The sequence below is a fragment of the Ectothiorhodospira lacustris genome, assembly GCF_022227845.1.
Lineage (GTDB): Bacteria > Pseudomonadota > Gammaproteobacteria > Ectothiorhodospirales > Ectothiorhodospiraceae > Ectothiorhodospira > Ectothiorhodospira lacustris.
Genome location: NZ_JAJNQN010000002.1, coordinates 249,368 through 267,207, shown reverse-complemented (window position 1 = coordinate 267,207; position 17,840 = coordinate 249,368). Strand labels below are relative to the sequence as shown.

The 17,840-nt window shown below is 63.2% G+C and carries 21 protein-coding genes; 11 read left to right on the top strand and 10 right to left on the bottom strand.

Annotated elements, in window-relative coordinates; all coding sequences use genetic code 11:
- Positions 1–5: 5 nt before the first annotated feature.
- The 5 genes from LQ956_RS02920 to LQ956_RS02900 all read left to right on the top strand — a co-directional run bounded on the left by LQ956_RS02920 (position 6) and on the right by LQ956_RS02900 (position 4,929).
- On the top strand, positions 6–362 hold the full coding sequence (locus LQ956_RS02920) for a gamma-butyrobetaine hydroxylase family protein (RefSeq protein WP_238620605.1): 357 nt from the start codon (positions 6–8) through the stop codon (positions 360–362).
- A 14-nt stretch (positions 363–376) separates the two neighbouring features.
- Positions 377–1,126 carry a bifunctional demethylmenaquinone methyltransferase/2-methoxy-6-polyprenyl-1,4-benzoquinol methylase UbiE gene (ubiE, locus tag LQ956_RS02915; protein ID WP_238620604.1) on the top strand — a complete coding sequence of 250 codons (750 nt, stop codon included), beginning with the start codon at positions 377–379 and terminating at the stop codon, positions 1,124–1,126.
- 33 nt (positions 1,127–1,159) lie between these two features.
- Entirely contained in the window at positions 1,160–1,780 is a 621-nt protein-coding gene (locus tag LQ956_RS02910; protein WP_238620603.1) for a ubiquinone biosynthesis accessory factor UbiJ, read from the top strand.
- Positions 1,781–1,798: 18 nt separating this feature from the next.
- Entirely contained in the window at positions 1,799–3,469 is a 1,671-nt protein-coding gene (gene ubiB / locus LQ956_RS02905) for a ubiquinone biosynthesis regulatory protein kinase UbiB (protein WP_238620602.1), read from the top strand.
- A gap of 131 nt (positions 3,470–3,600) precedes the next feature.
- On the top strand, positions 3,601–4,929 hold the full coding sequence (locus tag LQ956_RS02900) for a sensor domain-containing diguanylate cyclase (protein ID WP_238620601.1): 1,329 nt from the start codon (positions 3,601–3,603) through the stop codon (positions 4,927–4,929).
- Between the two features lie 418 nt (positions 4,930–5,347).
- Here LQ956_RS02900 and LQ956_RS02895 read toward each other — a convergent pair whose 3' ends face one another.
- From LQ956_RS02895 to LQ956_RS02885, 3 genes are all read right to left on the bottom strand, one after another.
- Positions 5,348–5,812, bottom strand: a complete 465-nt coding sequence (locus LQ956_RS02895) for a PAS domain-containing protein (RefSeq protein WP_238620600.1) — start codon at positions 5,810–5,812, stop codon at positions 5,348–5,350.
- Between the two features lie 35 nt (positions 5,813–5,847).
- Positions 5,848–6,318 (bottom strand): SRPBCC family protein, encoded by a 471-nt coding sequence (locus tag LQ956_RS02890; protein WP_238620599.1) that lies wholly within the window; start codon positions 6,316–6,318, stop codon positions 5,848–5,850.
- 78 nt (positions 6,319–6,396) lie between these two features.
- On the bottom strand, positions 6,397–7,098 hold the full coding sequence (locus LQ956_RS02885) for a pirin family protein (protein ID WP_238629360.1): 702 nt from the start codon (positions 7,096–7,098) through the stop codon (positions 6,397–6,399).
- Positions 7,099–7,232: 134 nt separating this feature from the next.
- Between LQ956_RS02885 and LQ956_RS02880 the strand changes: the two genes are divergently transcribed.
- Positions 7,233–8,918: a GGDEF domain-containing protein gene (locus LQ956_RS02880; RefSeq protein WP_238629359.1), complete on the top strand. Its 1,686-nt coding sequence runs from the start codon at positions 7,233–7,235 to the stop codon at positions 8,916–8,918.
- Here LQ956_RS02880 and LQ956_RS02875 read toward each other — a convergent pair.
- Entirely contained in the window at positions 8,909–9,121 is a 213-nt protein-coding gene (locus LQ956_RS02875; RefSeq protein ID WP_347402210.1) for a hypothetical protein, read from the bottom strand. The genes LQ956_RS02880 and LQ956_RS02875 overlap by 10 nt on opposite strands.
- A 50-nt stretch (positions 9,122–9,171) precedes the next feature.
- Positions 9,172–9,525 carry a NifB/NifX family molybdenum-iron cluster-binding protein gene (locus tag LQ956_RS02870; protein ID WP_200171391.1) on the bottom strand — a complete coding sequence of 118 codons (354 nt, stop codon included), beginning with the start codon at positions 9,523–9,525 and terminating at the stop codon, positions 9,172–9,174.
- Positions 9,526–9,605: 80 nt separating this feature from the next.
- Here LQ956_RS02870 and LQ956_RS02865 point away from each other — a divergent pair, with 80 nt between their 5' ends.
- Complete coding sequence (locus tag LQ956_RS02865) at positions 9,606–9,911, top strand: DUF134 domain-containing protein (protein WP_238620596.1); 306 nt, start codon at positions 9,606–9,608, stop codon at positions 9,909–9,911.
- 9 nt (positions 9,912–9,920) lie between these two features.
- Here LQ956_RS02865 and LQ956_RS02860 read toward each other — a convergent pair whose 3' ends face one another.
- Entirely contained in the window at positions 9,921–10,877 is a 957-nt protein-coding gene (locus tag LQ956_RS02860) for an SLAC1 anion channel family protein (RefSeq protein WP_238620595.1), read from the bottom strand.
- A gap of 385 nt (positions 10,878–11,262) precedes the next feature.
- Between LQ956_RS02860 and infA the strand changes: the two genes are divergently transcribed.
- On the top strand, positions 11,263–11,487 hold the full coding sequence (infA, locus tag LQ956_RS02855; RefSeq protein WP_008930796.1) for a translation initiation factor IF-1: 225 nt from the start codon (positions 11,263–11,265) through the stop codon (positions 11,485–11,487).
- Between the two features lie 45 nt (positions 11,488–11,532).
- Here infA and LQ956_RS02850 read toward each other — a convergent pair whose 3' ends face one another.
- Positions 11,533–11,970, bottom strand: coding sequence for a hypothetical protein (locus LQ956_RS02850; RefSeq protein ID WP_238620594.1), 438 nt, complete (start codon positions 11,968–11,970; stop codon positions 11,533–11,535).
- 47 nt (positions 11,971–12,017) lie between these two features.
- The gene (locus LQ956_RS02845; RefSeq protein WP_347402031.1) at positions 12,018–13,304 is read right to left on the bottom strand and encodes an MFS transporter; all 1,287 of its coding nucleotides are present in this window, start codon (positions 13,302–13,304) and stop codon (positions 12,018–12,020) included.
- Between the two features lie 110 nt (positions 13,305–13,414).
- On the opposite strand from LQ956_RS02845, the gene LQ956_RS02840 reads away from it, so the two are divergent.
- Positions 13,415–14,305 (top strand): universal stress protein, encoded by an 891-nt coding sequence (locus LQ956_RS02840; protein WP_238620593.1) that lies wholly within the window; start codon positions 13,415–13,417, stop codon positions 14,303–14,305.
- A 26-nt stretch (positions 14,306–14,331) separates the two neighbouring features.
- Here LQ956_RS02840 and LQ956_RS02835 read toward each other — a convergent pair whose 3' ends face one another.
- Together LQ956_RS02835 and radC are read right to left on the bottom strand one after the other, a co-directional pair.
- Complete coding sequence (locus LQ956_RS02835) at positions 14,332–16,155, bottom strand: ABC transporter transmembrane domain-containing protein (protein ID WP_238620592.1); 1,824 nt, start codon at positions 16,153–16,155, stop codon at positions 14,332–14,334.
- 89 nt (positions 16,156–16,244) lie between these two features.
- Positions 16,245–16,916 carry a RadC family protein gene (gene radC, locus LQ956_RS02830; protein ID WP_238620591.1) on the bottom strand — a complete coding sequence of 224 codons (672 nt, stop codon included), beginning with the start codon at positions 16,914–16,916 and terminating at the stop codon, positions 16,245–16,247.
- A gap of 427 nt (positions 16,917–17,343) precedes the next feature.
- On the opposite strand from radC, the gene pufA reads away from it, so the two are divergent.
- Positions 17,344–17,544, top strand: coding sequence for a light-harvesting antenna LH1, alpha subunit (pufA, locus tag LQ956_RS02825; RefSeq protein WP_238620590.1), 201 nt, complete (start codon positions 17,344–17,346; stop codon positions 17,542–17,544).
- Between the two features lie 14 nt (positions 17,545–17,558).
- Entirely contained in the window at positions 17,559–17,699 is a 141-nt protein-coding gene (pufB, locus tag LQ956_RS02820) for a light-harvesting antenna LH1, beta subunit (protein WP_200171375.1), read from the top strand.
- Positions 17,700–17,840 lie beyond the last annotated feature (141 nt).

Below are 17,840 nucleotides of genomic sequence, written 5' to 3'. Positions count from 1 at the left end.
CGCCCATGAAGCATCGCCCGACCGATATCCGCCTGCATCGGCAGGCACGAATGCTGGAAATGGTCTACGCCGATGATGAGGCCCATCGGCTCAGCTGCGAATTCCTGCGGGTACACTCCCCTTCCGCCGAGGTGACCGGCCATGGTCCCGGGCAGGAGGTCCTGCAGGTGGGCAAGGAAGACGTGACCATCACCGGCATCGAACCGGTGGGCAACTACGGTATCAAGCTGGTGTTCTCGGATGGACACGACACCGGCATCTACGACTGGAATTACCTCTATCATCTGGGCGTCGATCAGGCCCGGATGTGGCAGACATATCTGGAGCGACTGGAGGCTGCCGGCCACCAGCGCCAAGGCTGACAACGGGAGCATGCATGTCCGACGACAACACCACTGATTTCGGCTACGAACGTGTGCCGGTGAAGGACAAGGTCAAACGGGTGGGACAGGTATTCCATTCCGTGGCCGGCCGCTACGACCTCATGAATGACCTCATGTCCATGGGCATTCACCGGGTCTGGAAGCGTTTCACCATTGAGGTGGCCGCCGCCCGCCCCGGGCAGAAGATCCTGGACCTGGCCGGCGGCACCGGCGACCTGACCTCTCGTTTCTCCCGTATCGTCGGCCCCACCGGGCAGGTGGTACTGTGCGACATCAACGCCTCCATGCTGTCCTGTGGCCGCGCCCGGCTAGTGGACGAGGGGCTGGTGGGCAACATCAACTATGTCCAGGGCAATGCGGAATGCCTGCCCTATCCGGACGACTATTTCGATCTCATCACCATCGCCTTCGGGCTGCGCAATGTCACCGACAAGAATGCCGCCCTGCGCTCCATGCTGCGGGTGCTGCGCCCCGGCGGCAAACTGCTGGTGCTGGAGTTCTCCCAGCCCACCACCAAGCCGCTGCAGTCGGTCTATGACGTCTACAGCTTCAAGGCCCTGCCGCTGATGGGCAAGATGGTGGCGGGGGATGCGGACAGCTACCGTTATCTGGCGGAGAGCATCCGCATGCACCCGGATCAGGAGACCCTGAAGCAGATGATGCAGACGGCCGGTTTCGAGCGCTGCGATTACCACAACCTGACCGGCGGCATCGTGGCGCTGCACAAGGGCTACAAGCTCTAGCGCCGCGGGTCCGGCCCCACGGGAGAGATGCCCATGCCTACACCGCCGACCCTGGTCACGGCCCTGCTGGAGCGGGCCATCCGTCGTTACCTGGCGCTGGATCCACATAGCGACGAGCGCCTGACAGCCCTGCGGGGCGGGGTGGTGGCGCTGCAGGTCACCGGCGTTGATCTGTGCCTTTACTTCGTGCCGGCACAGGAGTACCTGCAGGTGCTGGGGCAGTATGACGGTGAACCGGGGGTGACCATCAGCGGCGCTCCCGCCACGCTGGCGATCCTGATGGCGGGCGAGCCCGGCGCCCGGTTGCCGGAGGGGGTCAACGTGATCGGCGACCCCCAGCTGGCCCGCCGGTTCAGCGACCTGTTGCGTCAGGTGGATCTGGACTGGGAAGAGCTGCTGTCCGGCATCACCGGGGATCTGGTGGCCCACCGTGCCGGTGAGGCGTGGCGCGGACTGTCGGTCTGGCTGCAACGCAGCCGTGAATCCCTGCGCCTGGATGTGAAGGAATACCTGCAGGAAGAGACCCGCAGCCTGCCCACCCGGGGCGAGGTGGAGGTCTTCATGGACGAGGTGGACCGTCTGCGCAGCGACGCAGACCGCCTCCAGGCGCGTATCCAGCGCCTGGAACAAGCCCGGGCACGGGCCCAGCGATAAGAACACTCAGGACACTCGATGCGTCACCTGCACCCCTCCCAGTTGCTTCGACTGATTACCATCAATCGCGTCCTCATCCGCCATGGGCTGGATGACGTGGTGCTGACGATCCGTCTGCTGCGCTCCGTGCGCTTTTTGCGCTATCTGGGCCCGTGGAACTGGTTCCGTACCGTGCCCTACGGTCGCGGCGAGCGGATTCGCCGCGCACTGGAAGATCTCGGCCCCATCTTCATCAAGTTCGGCCAGATGATCTCCACCCGGCGTGACCTGCTGCCCGAGGATATCGCCATGGAGCTGGCCAAGCTCCAGGACCGGGTGCCGCCGTTCCCCAATGAGCAGGCCCGGGCCATCATCGAGAAATCCCTGGGGCGTCCCATCGAGAGCCTGTTTGCCGCCTTCGAGGAGGCCCCGATGGCCTCCGCCTCCATCGCTCAGGTGCATGGGGCGGTGCTTCATGACGGCCGCCGGGTGGTGGTCAAGGTGGTGCGGCCCAACATCGAGAAGGCCATTCGTCGGGACGTGGAGCTCATGTACGTCATCGCCGAGCTGACGGAGCGCTACTGGCCCGAGGGGAAGCGGCTGCGCCCGGTGGAGGTGGTCGCCGAGTACGAGCAGACCATCCTGGACGAACTGGACCTGCTGCGGGAGGCCGCCAATGCCTCTCAGATCCGTCGCAACTTCGAGAATTCCAACGTCCTTTACATGCCCGAGGTGTTTTGGGATTACTGCCGCAAGGACGTGATGGTGATGGAGCGCATCCAGGGGGTGCCGGTATCCGACGTGGCCACCCTCAAGGCCCTGGGAGTGGACCTGAAGCTGCTGGCGGAGCGGGGCGTGGAGATCTTCTTCACCCAGGTGTTCCGCCACAACTTTTTCCATGCGGACATGCACCCGGGCAACATCTTCATCGATGTCTCCGACCCGGCGGACCCCAGCTATCTGGCGGTGGATTTCGGCATCGTCGGTACCCTGTCGCCGGCGGATCAGCGCTATCTGGCGGAGAACTTCTACGCCTTCTTCAATCGGGACTATGCCCGGGTGGCGGAGCTGCACGTGGAGTCCGGCTGGGTGCCGCCGGATGTGCGGATCACGGAGCTGGAGGCGGCCATCCGCACCGTGTGTGAACCCATTTTCGAAAAGCCCCTCAAGGACATCTCCTTCGGTTACGTACTGGTGCGCCTGTTCCAGACCGCTCGGCGCTTCAACATGGAGGTCCAGCCCCAGTTGGTGTTGCTGGAAAAGACCCTGCTCAACATCGAAGGCATGGGCCGGGATCTCTATCCGGAGCTGGACCTGTGGCAGACCGCTCGCCCCTTCATCCAGCGCTGGATGGACGAGCAGGTGGGGGTGCGGGCCCTGGTCAAGGGCCTGCGGCGCAATCTGCCCCTGATCCTGGAAAAGGCCCCGGACATGCCGGGTCTGATCCATGAGGCCCTGCGACTTCAGGCCCGCGGCGTGGGGGTGCGTGGCATGGACAAGACCCAGTTCAAGGCCCTGCGGGCGGAGGTCAGGGAGGGTAACCGGGCCGCCATCCTCGCAGTGGCCGGGGGTAGTTTGCTGATCTGCGCCGTGCTGGTCCTGACCCTGGCGCCGACGCTACCGGCGGTGATGGGCGCGCCCTGGCTGGCCTGGCTCACCGGCGTTGCGGGGTTGGGGATGCTGTCGCTGGCCTGGCTGCGCCAGGCCTGAGACACGGGCAAGGTGGTTGTTCCGCCCCTGACCGGTGAGGGGCGGGGCAGGTAGGGTTTGAATGATGTGCCTTACCATGTCGGCAAATCTGCTAAGGTAAATTCGTGGTTCCCTCTTAAGGTGGATCTCTCTTGGCAACCCCGGTGAACGCCTCGTTCGACGCCGAAGACAGCAAACCGACGGATTCTTCCGGCCTCCCAGCGATGCTGGACGAGATACTCCGGCTGTCTCCGGCCGTGGTTTATTACACCGAAGCCGTCCCTCCTTACCGCATCGAGTACATTTCACCCAATCTACGCCTGTTCCTGCGTATCGATGACGAGAAACTCACCGCCTCCGGGGGGTGGTTCCATCTTGTGCATCCCGATGACGTGGCGCCCACCCTGGCTCAATTCGAGGTCTGGCTACAGGGGGATTCAACCCGGGATCTTAACCGTCGTTATCGGATCATGACCCACGAAGGCAGTTACATCTGGGTTGAGGATACCTGCCGCAAAGTCTTCAAGGAGGGGCGGCTAAGGCACATTGCCGGTGCCGCGCTGGACATCACCCGACAGCAGAAGGTGGAAGAAACATTGCGCAAGATCGCCGAGGTGGCGCCAGGCATGATCTATCAGTTTGAACGCCGTGCCGACGGGCGTTATCGCATACCCTATGCCAGCCATCAGATGCGGGATCTCTTTGGTGTCGATCCCGGGGATGTGGAGAATGATCTGGACAGGCTGCTGAACGTCTTTCATCCCGATGACGTCGAACGGGTGATGCAGAGTGTCGAAGCGTCGGAGCGTACGCAGACGTTCTGGAGCGTTGATTACCGGGTCTGCGTGAACGGAGATGTTCGCTGGCTGCATGGGCAGTCCACCCCGGAACGGACCCCTGAAGGGGGAACCCTCTGGCATGGTCTGGTCATGGACATCACCCGCCAGAAGCAACTGGAACAAGAACTGCGGGAAATGAGCATCCGCGATGCCCTGACCGGTCTGTTCAACCGGCGCTATTTTTTCGACGTGGTATCCCGGGAGTTGGACCGGTTCGGCAGGACAGCCTCCCCGTTCTGCCTGATCATGGTGGACCTGGATAAGTTCAAGGCCATCAACGACCGGCACGGTCATGCCAAGGGCGATGAGGTCCTGATCGCCTTCGCAGGCATCCTTAAAGCGCGTTTGCGCCGCACGGATGTCTCGGCGCGTCTGGGGGGCGAGGAGTTCGTGATCTTCCTGCCGGATACCTTGCTGGACCAGGCTTTCTGGCTGGGGGAGGAGATCCGGGCGGACGTGGCGGCCATCCGGCTGAGCGGTGCGAGGGATGTCCCGTTTGGTGTTACGGCCAGCTTCGGCCTGACCCATTGTCAGTCTTCGGATCGTCATCCCGATGATCTGTTGCGACGTGCGGACCTGGCCCTATACCAGGCCAAGCATCAGGGAAGAAACCAGGTTGTCAGCATTCCTGCCATCACCTGAGATTCGTCCGGGCCTGTTATTTCAGGGGCAGTTATGCACAGGCTTGCCATGGTTGGCCTTGGCTCGGGATCGCCTTTCCCGCGGTCGGAAGTCTTTGAGTGTTGAGTGGTTTAGTCTTTTTAAATCAATGCTATATTTTTTTGTTCTGTTTACTGTCATGGCGTCGGTGCCCGAAGGTGATCAGGGTATCGACATGACATCCACAGTTTTGTCCACAGTTTAGGGGGCGGCTCAAGTACCTGTCCTGTGCCGACACTCCCGCGAAAGCGGGGTCGAGGATTCTCGATCAGTGCCTGGATTCCCGCGTGCGCGGGAATGACGCATGAATCCGGGTTCGTCCACAGACACTCCCTTCTCCCCTTGGGGCAGAAGGGTTGGGGATGAGGGGAGAGGGGCTGGAATGGCCCGGGCAGGTATTTCAGCCAGGCTGGCTAGCCCCCTGCCGGAGCAGGGCTTCCAGTCGGGCCACCTCGGTCCGGGCATTCACCAGGTCGGTGACGTCATACTGCACACCCAGGAAATAGATCAGTCTGCCGGAGGCGTCGAACAGGGGCCGGATGTTCAGGCGGTTATGGAACAGGGTGCCGTCCTTGCGGTAATTGCGCAGGGTGACTTCCACCTCCCGTCTTTCCGTCAGCGCCTTGCGGATTGCCTCGATGGCCGGCTGCTCCCGGTCCTCCCCCTGCAGAAAACGGCAGTTATGACCAATGATTTCCGCCCGCGTGTAGCCGGTCATGTGCTCGAACACCGTGTTGGCGTAGACAATGGGGTTGTCAGGTAGATCCGGGTCCGAAAGGGTCACGCCGTTGACGCAGGTATCCAGAATCTGGGCGAGTACGGAAGGGATCAGGCCGGAGGCGTCTTTTTCAGGAATGAAGTCCATGGGGCGATGACTCTGAAGGTTGAACAGGGCAGGTTTCAGGCCGCTGAGGGGGAGGGGGCCTGGGGCTCGATTTCCGCCTCGACCAGCCCCTTGAGATTGCGTACCGTCCGCTCGGTGCCTTCCTGCACCGCCAGGCGGATGAGTTTCTCGAAGGGGCGCAGGGGCAGGCTCAGTTTCCCCAACTCAAAACTGAAGTGCAGTTCGGTGTGCTGGTCCCGGGGTTCGAACCGGTAGTCAATGCGATAGGGATCATTCAGTCCACGAAAGGTCACCTGCCGGCCCGGTTCCAGCGCGATCACCCTGAAGTCGGACTCGGTGCGTCGCCCCTGATCCACCCGTACTTGACGGCCGGTCCAGCCCACTTGCACGGGGCCATCGGTGAGCACCCGCAGACTTTTCACTTCGGGCGACCAGCGCGGGTAGTTGGTGACGAAGTCTTCGACAACGAAACGAAAGACTTGCTCCAGGGGGCGTCTTATCAGTGTGCGCGTCTGGGCCTTGACCATGGCCGGGCGGTCTCCGGAAACCCTTGTCCAAGGTGAGTATAGCTGCTGGCATCACAAAGGTTCGAGGCGGGCATTCCTTCAGGCCGCCAGGTCGAACACCAGCACCTCGGCCGCGTCGCCGTCACTCAGCACAAGCTGTGTCTCCCCGGACAGGAGCAGGGCGTCCCCACTCTCCAGGCGATGGGCATTGGCGGCGAGCGAACCTTTGACCAGATGCACGTAGTATCTGCGTTGCGGGTCCAGGTCCAACTCGGCGTGTTCCGCCCCGTCGAACAGCCCTGCCAGCAGGCGTGCATCCGCGTGGAGGGTCACGGCGCCCTGGGCGCCGTCCGGTGAGGCCAGCAGGCGTAGCTGTCCGCGCTTTTCCTCGTCAGTAAAGTGTTTCTGTTCGTAGCTGGGCGGGATGCCCTTGCGGTCGGGGAGGATCCAGATCTGCAGCAGGTGGGTGGCCCGGTCCGGGGCGTGATTGAACTCGCTGTGACGGATGCCGCTGCCGGCGCTCATGCGCTGCACATCGCCCGGGGGAATGGCGGTGCCGTTGCCCAGGCTGTCCCGGTGGGCCAGTTCACCGCTGATCACGTAGGTGATGATCTCCATGTCCCGGTGCCCGTGGGTATCGAAACCGCCGCCCGCCGCGATATGGTCTTCGTTGATGACGCGCAGATTGCCCCAGCCCATCCACGCCGGGTCGTGGTAATCGGCGAAGGAGAAGGCGTGACGGGACTGCAGCCAGCCGTGATCGGCATGGCCGCGTTCATGGGAACGTCTTGTCTTGATCATCACCGGATGCTCCGTGAGGGACTCTCTGGTTTGGCAGGCGTGTCTTTTGTTGGTTCACGGTGATTTGCAACGGCCTCTGACGGCGCTATTGTGTGCCATTGCAGATGGGATCCCGTCCCGCAGGAGCAGCTGATATGGGACTTGCCGGTCAGGGCAATGACACCAGACGGCAGGAAAAGCCTGTAACACCCCGTGCAAGGGTGCGTCGCCGGTGGCGCGGCCTGGGACTGCGACCCCGGTTGCTGATGGCGTTTCTGCTGGTGGCCCTGGTTCCCCAGGGATTGCTGTTCCTGGCGCAGTACCACCATACCCGTGCGCTTACCCTGTCCCTTGCGAAAGCGGGCGTGGAACGTGTCGCCCAGGTTCAGCAGCGGCGGCTGAACCTGGAGTTCGAGCGCATGACCGATCACCTGGAACTGGTGGCCAGCCGCACCCAGATGCGCCTGAGCCTGCAGGCTTATCTGCAGACCGGAGAACCCGTCCATCGCGGCCTCATCGAGCGCATCCTGCGGGATGCCCTGGCGCCCGTGGACAAACTCGGTGGGATCTGGATTCGTGATGCCCAGGGCGATCCCGTGACGGGGGTGCGCCATGCCGGGCGCCTGGATGAGGTCGACATACAGCCGCCTTATCTGCAGGGCTCGGCGATCAGTATCGAGGTCTTCCGGTCGGACAAGGGCGGCCCACCCAGGCTCTGGGTCAACGGCCCCCTGGTACTTAATGACAACGAGATCGGCAGCTTGCACCTGCTGGTGCTGGCGGACGATCTGCTGACCCTGCTGGAAGACTTCCCTTACGAGGACCTGGGTGGAAAAACCCTGTTGCTGTTGCGCAGCGGTGTGGAAGGCACTCGTATCTTCGGCATCGATTCCGACCAGGATCTCGATATCTGCGGTGCGCTAGGCGAGATTCCGTCCGTCACCGGTGCCGGGCCGCTCCGTGTCTGTGACCATCTGCTGATAGCGTTGCCCCTGACGCATGATCTGGGGGAAGTGGTGGTTTACGTGTCCCTTCAGGTTTTGAAGGCCGCGTTCAGGGAACAGATGCGGTTGCTGCTGATGATGGTGCTGTTTGTTCTGCCGCTCTGTCTGCTCATGGCTCTGGCGTTCACGCGCATGATCTCACGGCCGGTGAGTCTGCTGACCCAGGCTACACAGGCTCTGCGAAAGCATCAGGGCAACGTCTTCGTGAAGGAGCCATTATGGGGGGAGTTCACTGATCTGGCTCGCTCCTTCAACTTGGCCGCCGGCATCATCATCCGTCGCACCCAGGACCTGAGCCGGGAGGTGGCGGATCGTCGCCGCACACAGCAAAAGCTGGCCGACCTTGCCAATAATGACGCGCTCACCGGACTGATAAACCGGCGCCGGTTCATGGAAGTGCTGGAGCGCCATATGGAGAGACGTCGCGAAAAGGACGGCAATCTGACGCTGCTCTATCTGGATCTGGATGGGTTCAAGCCTGTCAATGACCGTCTCGGGCATGAGGCGGGAGACATCGTGCTGCAGGTGGTGGCGGAGCGCCTGCGTAACCTGGTGCGTGGTGAGGATATCGCGGCCCGCCTGGGGGGGGACGAATTTGCCCTGCTGCTTTCGGAAAGCGATGGCAGAAGGCCCGATTCCCGCAAGCTGGCCTTGCGGGCGGAAGAGCAGATCTCCCTGCCCATTGAGGCCAAGGGACACATGGTGAATGTGGGCTGCAGCGTCGGCGTGGCGAGGGCCCGGCCCGGAGATAAGCCCCAGGATTTGCTCAATCGGGCCGATGAGGCCATGTATCGCATCAAGGTGACGCGTCGCGAGCGGCCCCGGGATCAGAGGTGATCTGCCAGCATCCGGCCGATATCCACCCGTGCCCGCAGCTGCCTGCACAGCATAAAGGTACCCATGAATTTGCGGTGCAGGAACAGGGTGCCGGGGACTGGTGTATTGCGGAAGCGGTCGTCCAGGAACAGTTCGCGGCCGCGGTGATAGACCCGCTCGAACAGGTCCGAGGCACCAAAATCATAAGGCCCTGGGTGGCGCATGCCTCGTGCAGGGTATCCCGGTCATCTTCCAGCGCCGCCCGGTGGGCGCTTCAATGCCGACAGGCCCCCTCCAGTGGCTGCGGCAGGGGCTCTCCTGCCAGCAGACTGCGCACCGCGGAGGTCGGGTCCGTGGCGCTGGTCACGTGTACCCGAATACCCTGAGCCGCCAGGCGCCGCATGAAGCCGGGGCCGGCCCCCTGGGTGACCAGATCCGTGAGCCCCAACTCGAAGAGCGGATGCGATTGTCCCCGGTGTTCGTGCAGGGCCATCTCCATGGGCAGATCCAGGCGTTGCAATTCCTCCGGGGCATCCGCCGCGCCCGGTCCGAAGACCAGAAAGCGCCGGCACTTGCCCGCATGACCGGTGATGGTGCGAAAATTCTGGCTCGTCACGGCAATGCGCATATTGGTTTCTCCATCATGATTCGTGGCCAATTATGCGCATATGACCATAATAGATACAAGCATCCATCACGGAGCAGCCCATGCCAAGGCCACGCGGTCCACGCCGGATCACCTGTCGTCCCGACTGTACCTACTTCAAGCCGGCCGGCATCCCGCTGCGGGATCTGGAGGAAGTCGTGCTGGCGCTGGAGGAGGTGGAAGCCCTGCGTCTGGCGGACCTGGAAGGCCGCTATCAGGCGGATGCGGCGGACAGTATGGGGGTGTCCCGCAGCACGTTTTCCCGCATGCTGGACTCTGCCCGCAAAAAGGTCTCCGAGGCCCTGCTGCAGGGCAAGGCCATCCGGATCGAGATGGCGGATGTCCCGCAGGCAGGGCCGCCGGAATGAGGTGCCGGATCATTCCTCGACGCAGATCTCCCGGCGTCTGATCGCGATGCCCGTGCGGATCAGCAGGGCGCCGATGATGAAGGTGAGCACGCCGATCATGACCACGCCGATCACGTAATGGAAGGGATCGCCGGTCAGGCCGTGCATCTTGATGGCCGCCAGGGTCATGGCCGCCATGGGGAATGAATAGGCCCACCAGGAGATGAAGAACTTCAGGCGTCCGAATCGACCCACCAGGGAGAACAGCAGCAGGGTCAGGAACAGGCCGGTGTAGAACAGCACCCGGGCAAAGGGATCCAGGCTGTCGGTCAGGCTCAGGTAGGAAATGAAGCCTACGGCCGGCGGCGCCACCAGGATGAACAGGGTGGGGACCAGCCTCTCCGGCAGTGGATCGTGGAAGATCACCCGGTAGAACACGATGGTCAGCAGCACGATCCAGAACACCAGGCCGATGCTGAAGAACAGCCAGGAAATTTCCGGGCTGGCATGGTGCACTCCGGCGACCGGCACCAGGATGTTACCCACCACGGGGATGAACCAGGCCGGGTTCATGTGCTGGATCTGAAAGCTGTTGTGATTGATCCATACCGACATCACGTACAGGGTGAACGCCAGGTGCAGTGCCGCGCCCGCGGACCAGAGCGCCAGGGAGAGGCGGGGCGCATCCTCCAGAAAGGCGATGGACAGCAGGATCAGGCTGATGGAGATGGTGGCGAAGAAGTTGCGCTTGACAGGGTGGTTGAGTTCCTTGATTACGGCCTCCCGGTAGCGAACCAGCTTGGTCAGATAGAGTGCCGCCACCGCCAGCATGGCCGCCACTGCAAGCATCCTCAGGGCATCACCGATGACCGGGGGGACGGCCAGCAGGGCATCGGCCCGGTCCCAGACGATGGCGAAGCCCAGCAGGCCCATGATCATGGCGAACCAGGCGACAGGGAAGTGCGGCAGTCTCGGTTGTGATGTCATCGGATGGCCCGTGGGTTGTTGATCCGGCGGCGCCCGAAGCCGAACTCCGGCGCCTATGAAACGCGGCTTACTTTAAAGGAAGCGGGGAATATTAGCCATTTCTTAATTTCAATGCCGAGGCCCCTGTCCGGTGGCCTTTCAGGGGGTCGCGTGTAAGCCCCTGAAAATAAGCCCGGATTCATGTATACTGCGCGGGTCTTTGGCATAACGACGGGCACCAAGGCCTGTCAAGCGGCATCAAGATCGCCTTGCCCCACCTTATCTGCGCTGCACCGGCAGACGCACGACCCCATAGCACTGGCCCCGTGGGCCGAGCTGACATTCACTCAGGCCGGGCACCCGTAATTCCCTCATTCGTCCTGCCTGACAGAAAAGAGGTACCCCTATGTCCAATAAGGAAGATCTCATTGAGATGGAAGGCACCGTCACCGACGTGATGCCTGATCAGCGTTTTCGCGTGGAACTGGAGAACGGCGTGCAGGTGCAGGCCTATGCCTCCGGCAAGATGCGCCGCTACCGCATTCGCGTGGTCAGCGGCGACAAGGTCAAGCTGGAGATGTCTCCCTACGACCTCACCAAGGGCCGTATCAGCTACCGCTACAAGCACTGATCCGGTCGCGGGGGCGTCAAGCGCCCCCAATCCCCGCACGGGTGCCTACCGGGCCGCCATGAAGGCCCCGTCCAGGGCCCGGCGCAGCGCTTCGGCATCGGCCGGTGCCGGCAATTGTTCCACCAGTGCGCCCTGGGCTGAAAACAGCAGCACGGCCCCGTCGCGTACCCCATGTCGATTCGCCAGGCTGCGACCGTCGGGCGTGCCCAGGTTGGCCACCAGGAAGTGGACCTGCGGCATGTAGTCATCGCGGATCTCGTCCATGTAGCCCATCACCCGCATGCCGGACAGGAACGAGGCGTCATAGGTGAGTACCAGGGCAGGGCGCCCGTCGCCGATGCGGTTCAGGTCCGTGGAGTAGGCCCCCTTGGGCAACTGGCTCCAGATCAGGGCGGCGGCCACCAGCAGGATCAGGGGTGTCATCAGCAGCCTGGCCCAGCGGGGCAGGCCCTTGCGGGATGGCTTGGCAGTGTCTTGGCTCATCGTTTCTCCTCGTGCCTCCAGGGGTGTTTCGGTGATCCGGCCGGGTCTCAAAAGCCGCTGCGCCTCAAGGTCCAGAGCAGCCAGCCTCCAAAGCAGAGGGTCATGGCCAGCGCGCCCAGGTACACATGCCAGCCCAGTCCGTGATACAGGAATCCCGGCAGGAAGGACCCGGTGGTACCTCCCGCATAGTAAAAGGCAATATACAGTCCGTTGACCACCCCCCGTTGCTCGCCGCTGGCCTGATTGAGCACCCCCGGTGCCAGGGAATGGATCAGGAACATGCCGGCGCAGAGCACGAACATCCCCACGAACATCACCCACACCTGTGAGCCCGTGAAGAACAGCAGGGCGGCCAGAAATACCGCGCTGCCCAGCAGCATGGTGTTCACGGTGCCGCCGATATGATCGGCGATGCGCAGGGAGAGCAGGGAGGTGACGACGCCCATCAGGTAGCCCGCATACATGAAGGCAATACCGGTCTCGTTCAGCCCTGTGCCCAACTCCATCAGGCGGAAGGGCAGGAAGTTGAGCAGCGAGGCGAAGGCGCCGAAGGCGCAGAACACCACTAGGTAAAGCCGCAGAAAGCTGGGTTGCCGCAGGACCTGCAGGATGGTGCGCGGGTCCAGGCGCTGGAAGCTCACTGGCGGGTCCGCCTTCAGGCGCTGCAGCAGCAGGGCGCACAGGGCGATGGCCACGGCCAGGAACAGGAAAGACCAGCGCCAGCCGAACTGGGTGGAGATCAGCCCGGAGATCATGCGTCCCAGAAAGCCCCCCAGCACACTGGCGGCAATGTAGATGGCCATCACCCGGGCGATCTGACCCGGCGCGGCGCTGGCGGCCAGGTAGGTCATCAGCGAGGTGAGCATGGCGGGAATGATCAGCCCCTGCGCCAGGCGCAGGGCCAGCAGCAATTCAAAGCTGGTGACCAGATATACCGCCACCTGGGTGACGGCCAGCAGCCAGGTGGCGCCGATCAGCAGGCGTCTGGCGGACAGTCGCTGCAGCAGGAAACCGTAGGCCACCGGGGCGATGGCCAGGGGCAGCAGGGCCACGGTAATCAGCAGCGAGGCCTTTGCCTCGCTGACGGCAAAGGCTTCCGCCAGCACGGGCAGCAGCGGCTGGGGGGCATACAGGGAGGAAAAGACCAGGATCGCGCAGTACTGCACGATAAGGAGATGGCTGATATGCAAGAAAAGCTCCTGACGCAGGCGCAAGGCCGCTGGAAGGGCGATGGGGCTGTCCCGCCATTGTACTGCAAGCCCCGGCTTTTCCTGATTGGCAAAAGACAATTGCCGATGATCCCCCATGCCGTGGCAGCGGGTGCCCCGCACCATTCACGTGACACCGGCAACAACTGTGCGACAATCCATACAACCGGTGCCATGTCAGGGTGGACTGGCGCGCCGAGACAGCAAAGAGCCACGTCCTGCACGAGAGAGATACGATGAAGCTGAGCAAGATCCTGTTTGCCACCGACCTTTCCGCCGGCGCTGACAACGCCGGCCGACGTGCCCTGCAGCTGGCCGCTTCGGAAGGGGCCCGGCTGCGGGTGGTCAACGTGATCCATGCACCCATGCTGGACGAGGCCGTCCTCAAGCGGGTGCGGGGCGATACCGACCTACTGATGGAAGATCTGGTTCAGGCCACGGAGCAGGCCATGGTCGAGCGCATGACGGCGCTGGGTGCCGCTGACGACCTGGACATGGAAGTCTCCTGCGTGCGGGGTCAGGGGCACAAGCAGATCCTGGCGGAGGCCCGCGAGTTCGGGGCGGACCTGATCGTGGTGGGCTCCCACGGCCAGCGCAGTTTCAAAGAGATCCTGCTGGGCACCACCACCCAGAATCTGGTCCACCATGCCGATCGCCCCATCCTGGTGGTGAAGAAGCCGGTACAGGGGCCTTACCGCCATATCGTGGTGCCGGTGGATTATTCCGAGCGGACCCGTAGCGCCCTCCGCCTGGCCGCGGCCCTTTCACCCGACGAAACCCTGCATGCGGTGCATGCCTACAATATGGATTCCCTGGACCAGGTGCTGCGTAACCGGGTGGTGGCCAGCGAGGTGGCGCGGATCAAGCAAGAAGTGCGCGCCGAGCAGGAGCAGGAACTGAAGGATTTCCTGGCCGGCTGCGGCCTGTCGGCGGAGCAGCTCTCCGCCGAGCTGCGTCTTGGGTATGCGCCCGACGTGCTGGAGCGGGCCGTGCAGGAATTCAAAGCCGAACTGGTGGTGATGGGTACCCACGGCCGCAACCGCCTACAGGATGCCCTGCTGGGCGGTGTAGCACGCCGGGTCGTGCATCAGATTCAGGACGCGGACGTGTTGTTGGTCCGGGGCTGAGTGGGTAGCGCGAACCGGCCGCGGGCTTAGCCGGTGCCGGTTCGCCGGCCCGGCTCCGTCGGCGCCGGGAATCCCTCCCGGAACTGCAGGGCGGCCAGCCGGGCGTAAAGGCCGCCCTGGGCCACCAGCTCATCGTGGGTACCGACGGCTGCGATCCGGCCCTGGTCCATGACCACGATCCGGTCCGCCTTGCGCACTGTGGCCAGGCGGTGGGCGATGATTAGGGTGGTGCGCCCCTCCATCAGGTGTTCCAGGGCCTCCTGGACGAGTCGTTCGCTTTCCGCATCCAGGGCGCTGGTGGCCTCATCCAGCAGCAGCAGGGCCGGGTCCCGCAAGATGGCGCGGGCAATGGCGATACGCTGGCGCTGGCCGCCGGACAGCCGTACACCCCGTTCTCCCAGATGGCTGGAAAAGCCCTCCGGCAGGCGGTCCAGGAACTCGCTGGCATGGGCCGCGTCCGCTGCCTGCCGAATCTGCTCCCGACTTACCCCCTCCATGCCGAAGGCGATGTTTTCCCAGGCATCGGCGCCGAAGATGATCGCGTCCTGGGGCACGAGGGCCATGCGTCCCCGCAACTGGCCCGGGTCGGTTTCCCGAAGGTCTACCCCGTCAAAGCGGATGTGGCCGGATTCGGGATCATAGAAACGCAGCAGCAGTTGCAGTACGGTGGACTTGCCGGCACCCGAGGGGCCTACCAGGGCGACTTTCTCGCCGGGATCAAGGGTCAGCGAGACCCCATCCAGGGCCGGTGGTTCAGGGCGGGAGGGATAGCGGAACATCACCCGTTCCAGCTCCACCCGGCCCACGGCCGGGGCGGGTAGCGCCCGTGGCCGGGTGGGCGGAGTGATGGCGGGTTCCGTATCCAGCAGTTCGATCAGGCGTTCCGCCGCCCCGGCAGCCCGGAACAGCTCGCCGATGACTTCGCTGATGGCGCCCACGGCACCGGCCACCAGCACGGCATAGAACACAAAGGCCGCCAGTTGCCCATTGCTCATGCGACCGGCCAGTACGTCGTGTCCGCCCACCCACAGCACCAGGCTGATGCTGGTGAACACCAGCAGCATCACCGTGCCGCTGAGCAGGGCACTGAAACGGGTGCGCCGGATGGCGGTGTCAAAGGCCTGTTCCACCTGGCGGCCGTAGCGCAGTATGTCCACCGCTTCATGGCAGAAGGCCTGGACGGTGCGGATGCCGTAGAGGGTTTCGTCAATGTAGGCGCTGATGTCGGCTACCCGGTCCTGGGACTGGCGGGAAAGGCGACGCACATGGCGGCCGAGTATCCAGACGGGCACCGTGATCAGCGGCACCCCCAGCAGCACCCCCAGGGTCAGTTTGGGGCTGGTGATGAACAGCATGACCATGCCGCCGCAGAACAGCAGCAGGTTACGCACCGCGATGGCCAGGGTGGAGCCCACCACCACCTGTACCAGGGAGGTGTCCGTGGTCAGGCGGGAGATGACTTCACCGGTGCGGGTGACCTCGAAAAAGGCAGGATCCAGGCGCAGCACCTTGTTGAACACTGCCCGGCGCAGATCCGCCACCACTCGTTCGCCGATCCAGGTGACCAGGTACATACGCACCGAGACCGCGGCAGCCATGAGCAGCACCACGCCAAGCAAGAACATCAGGGCCTGATCCAGGGCGGCGGCATCGCCGGCGGTCAGTCCCTGATCGATCACCAGGCGCAGCACGGCCCCGAATGCCAGCACGGCTCCGGAACCCGCCACCAGTGCCACGACTGCGGCCATGATGCGGCCCATGTGGGGTCTGGCAAAGCCCAGCAATCGCCCCAGCACGCGCAGATTGCGGCTGGTGGGGCGATTGCTCAGTTCGGTTTCATGTTCGGACACGACCCTGTTCCTTGACTGACCTTGAGGCGGGCCTATCTTAAACCTTTCTCGCCTCATCAAAGCTCTGAAAAGACTATGGATAAGTCGTCTCAGATCACGCCGCGCTCCGCCAGCGACACCAGTTCGTCGCCGACGATGATGTGATCCAGTACCCGCACGTCGATCAGTCCCAGGGCCTCCTGCAGGCGCCGGGTGATGGCCTCATCCGCCCGCGAAGGTTCGGCGATCCCCGATGGATGATTGTGGCTCAGGATGACGGCCGCCGCATTGTGGGCCAGGGCGCGCCGCACCACTTCCCGGGGGTGGACGCTGGCGCCGTCGATGGTGCCCCGGAAGAGTTCCTCAAAAGCGATGACCCGGTGGCGATTGTCCAGAAACAGGCAGGCAAAGACCTCGAAGGGATAATCCCGCAGGCGGGCGCTCAGATAGCGCCGGGTATGCTCCGGGCTGGTGATGGCATCGCCCCGCTGGAGCGTCTCGGACAGGTGTCGTCTTCCCATCTCCAGTACGGCCTGGAGCTGGGCATATTTGGCTTCTCCCAGGCCGTGGGCGGCACAGAAGTCCTTGCGCTCCGCCTGCAGCAGGGCGCGCAGGCCCCCAAAGCGGGTGAGCAGATCCCGGGCCAGGTCCACGGCGGTGCGGCCCGCCACGCCGGTGCGCAGGAAGATGGCCAGCAGTTCGGCGTCGGAAAGGGCGGCGGAGCCCCGGGCGATGAGTTTTTCCCGGGGGCGTTCGGATGCGGGCCAGTCGGTAATGGGCATGCTTGACCTCCTTGTGCGGATCGGACAGTCCGGTGTCCTGGGGGAGCAGGCATCATGACCTGCCCCGGCGGATGCTGTCCATCCGTATCAGGCCCTCGGATCCGCTGCCTCACGCCTTCACTCGTTGACCCGGGTCAAGCTTTTGTGAGTCTTGAGTCTTTCCTGGGCTTCCGCCTGTATCGAAACCTTGACATCCCGCCGCGTCAGCCTAGACTTACACCCTGACTACGGCCCCTGCCATGCAGGTCAGCCATGCAGGATTATCGGGACTGACGGAGCGTTGGATTCGGGAGAGCGAGTCTTACGGTTGGTTTCAAGGATCCGGTTTCCGGCCCTGAACCGTGACGGGGCTGCATCGGAAGTTGATGTTTGCAAGAACGTTCGGATCTCGAGAGGGATCCGTGCTTAAACCAAGAGGGTAATATCAATGAGCGAATACAGAGCAAGCAAGCCCAGCAACCCCAAAGACGACTGGAAGCTGTGGCTGGTGGTCAATCCCGGCACCTGGCTGATGCCCATTCTGATGGCTGTTCTGGTCGTTGCCCTGGCTGTCCACGCCTTCGTGTACGCCAACGACAGCTACAACCCGCTGACCTTTGACGCCAGCGCCGTCGAAGCTTCCGAGTAAGAGAGGACTAGATCATGAATGACAACAGCATCTCCGGTCTGACCGAAGAACAAGCCAAGGAATTCCACGAGCAGTTCAAGACCACCTTCACGGTGTTCATGGTTCTGGCTGCCGCCGCTCACTTCCTGGTGTTCATGTGGAGACCCTTCTACTAAGAAGGTCTTTGCAGTAGCGGTACTGCACTAGCAGTGCAGGTGGAGGAGTACCTGTCGGTTCGATCGACGAATGATTGTGACTTTTGCAGAGGCCAATCATTCGGAGAACCGCCAGGCTCCTCCACCTTCCGTTTGGGAGTC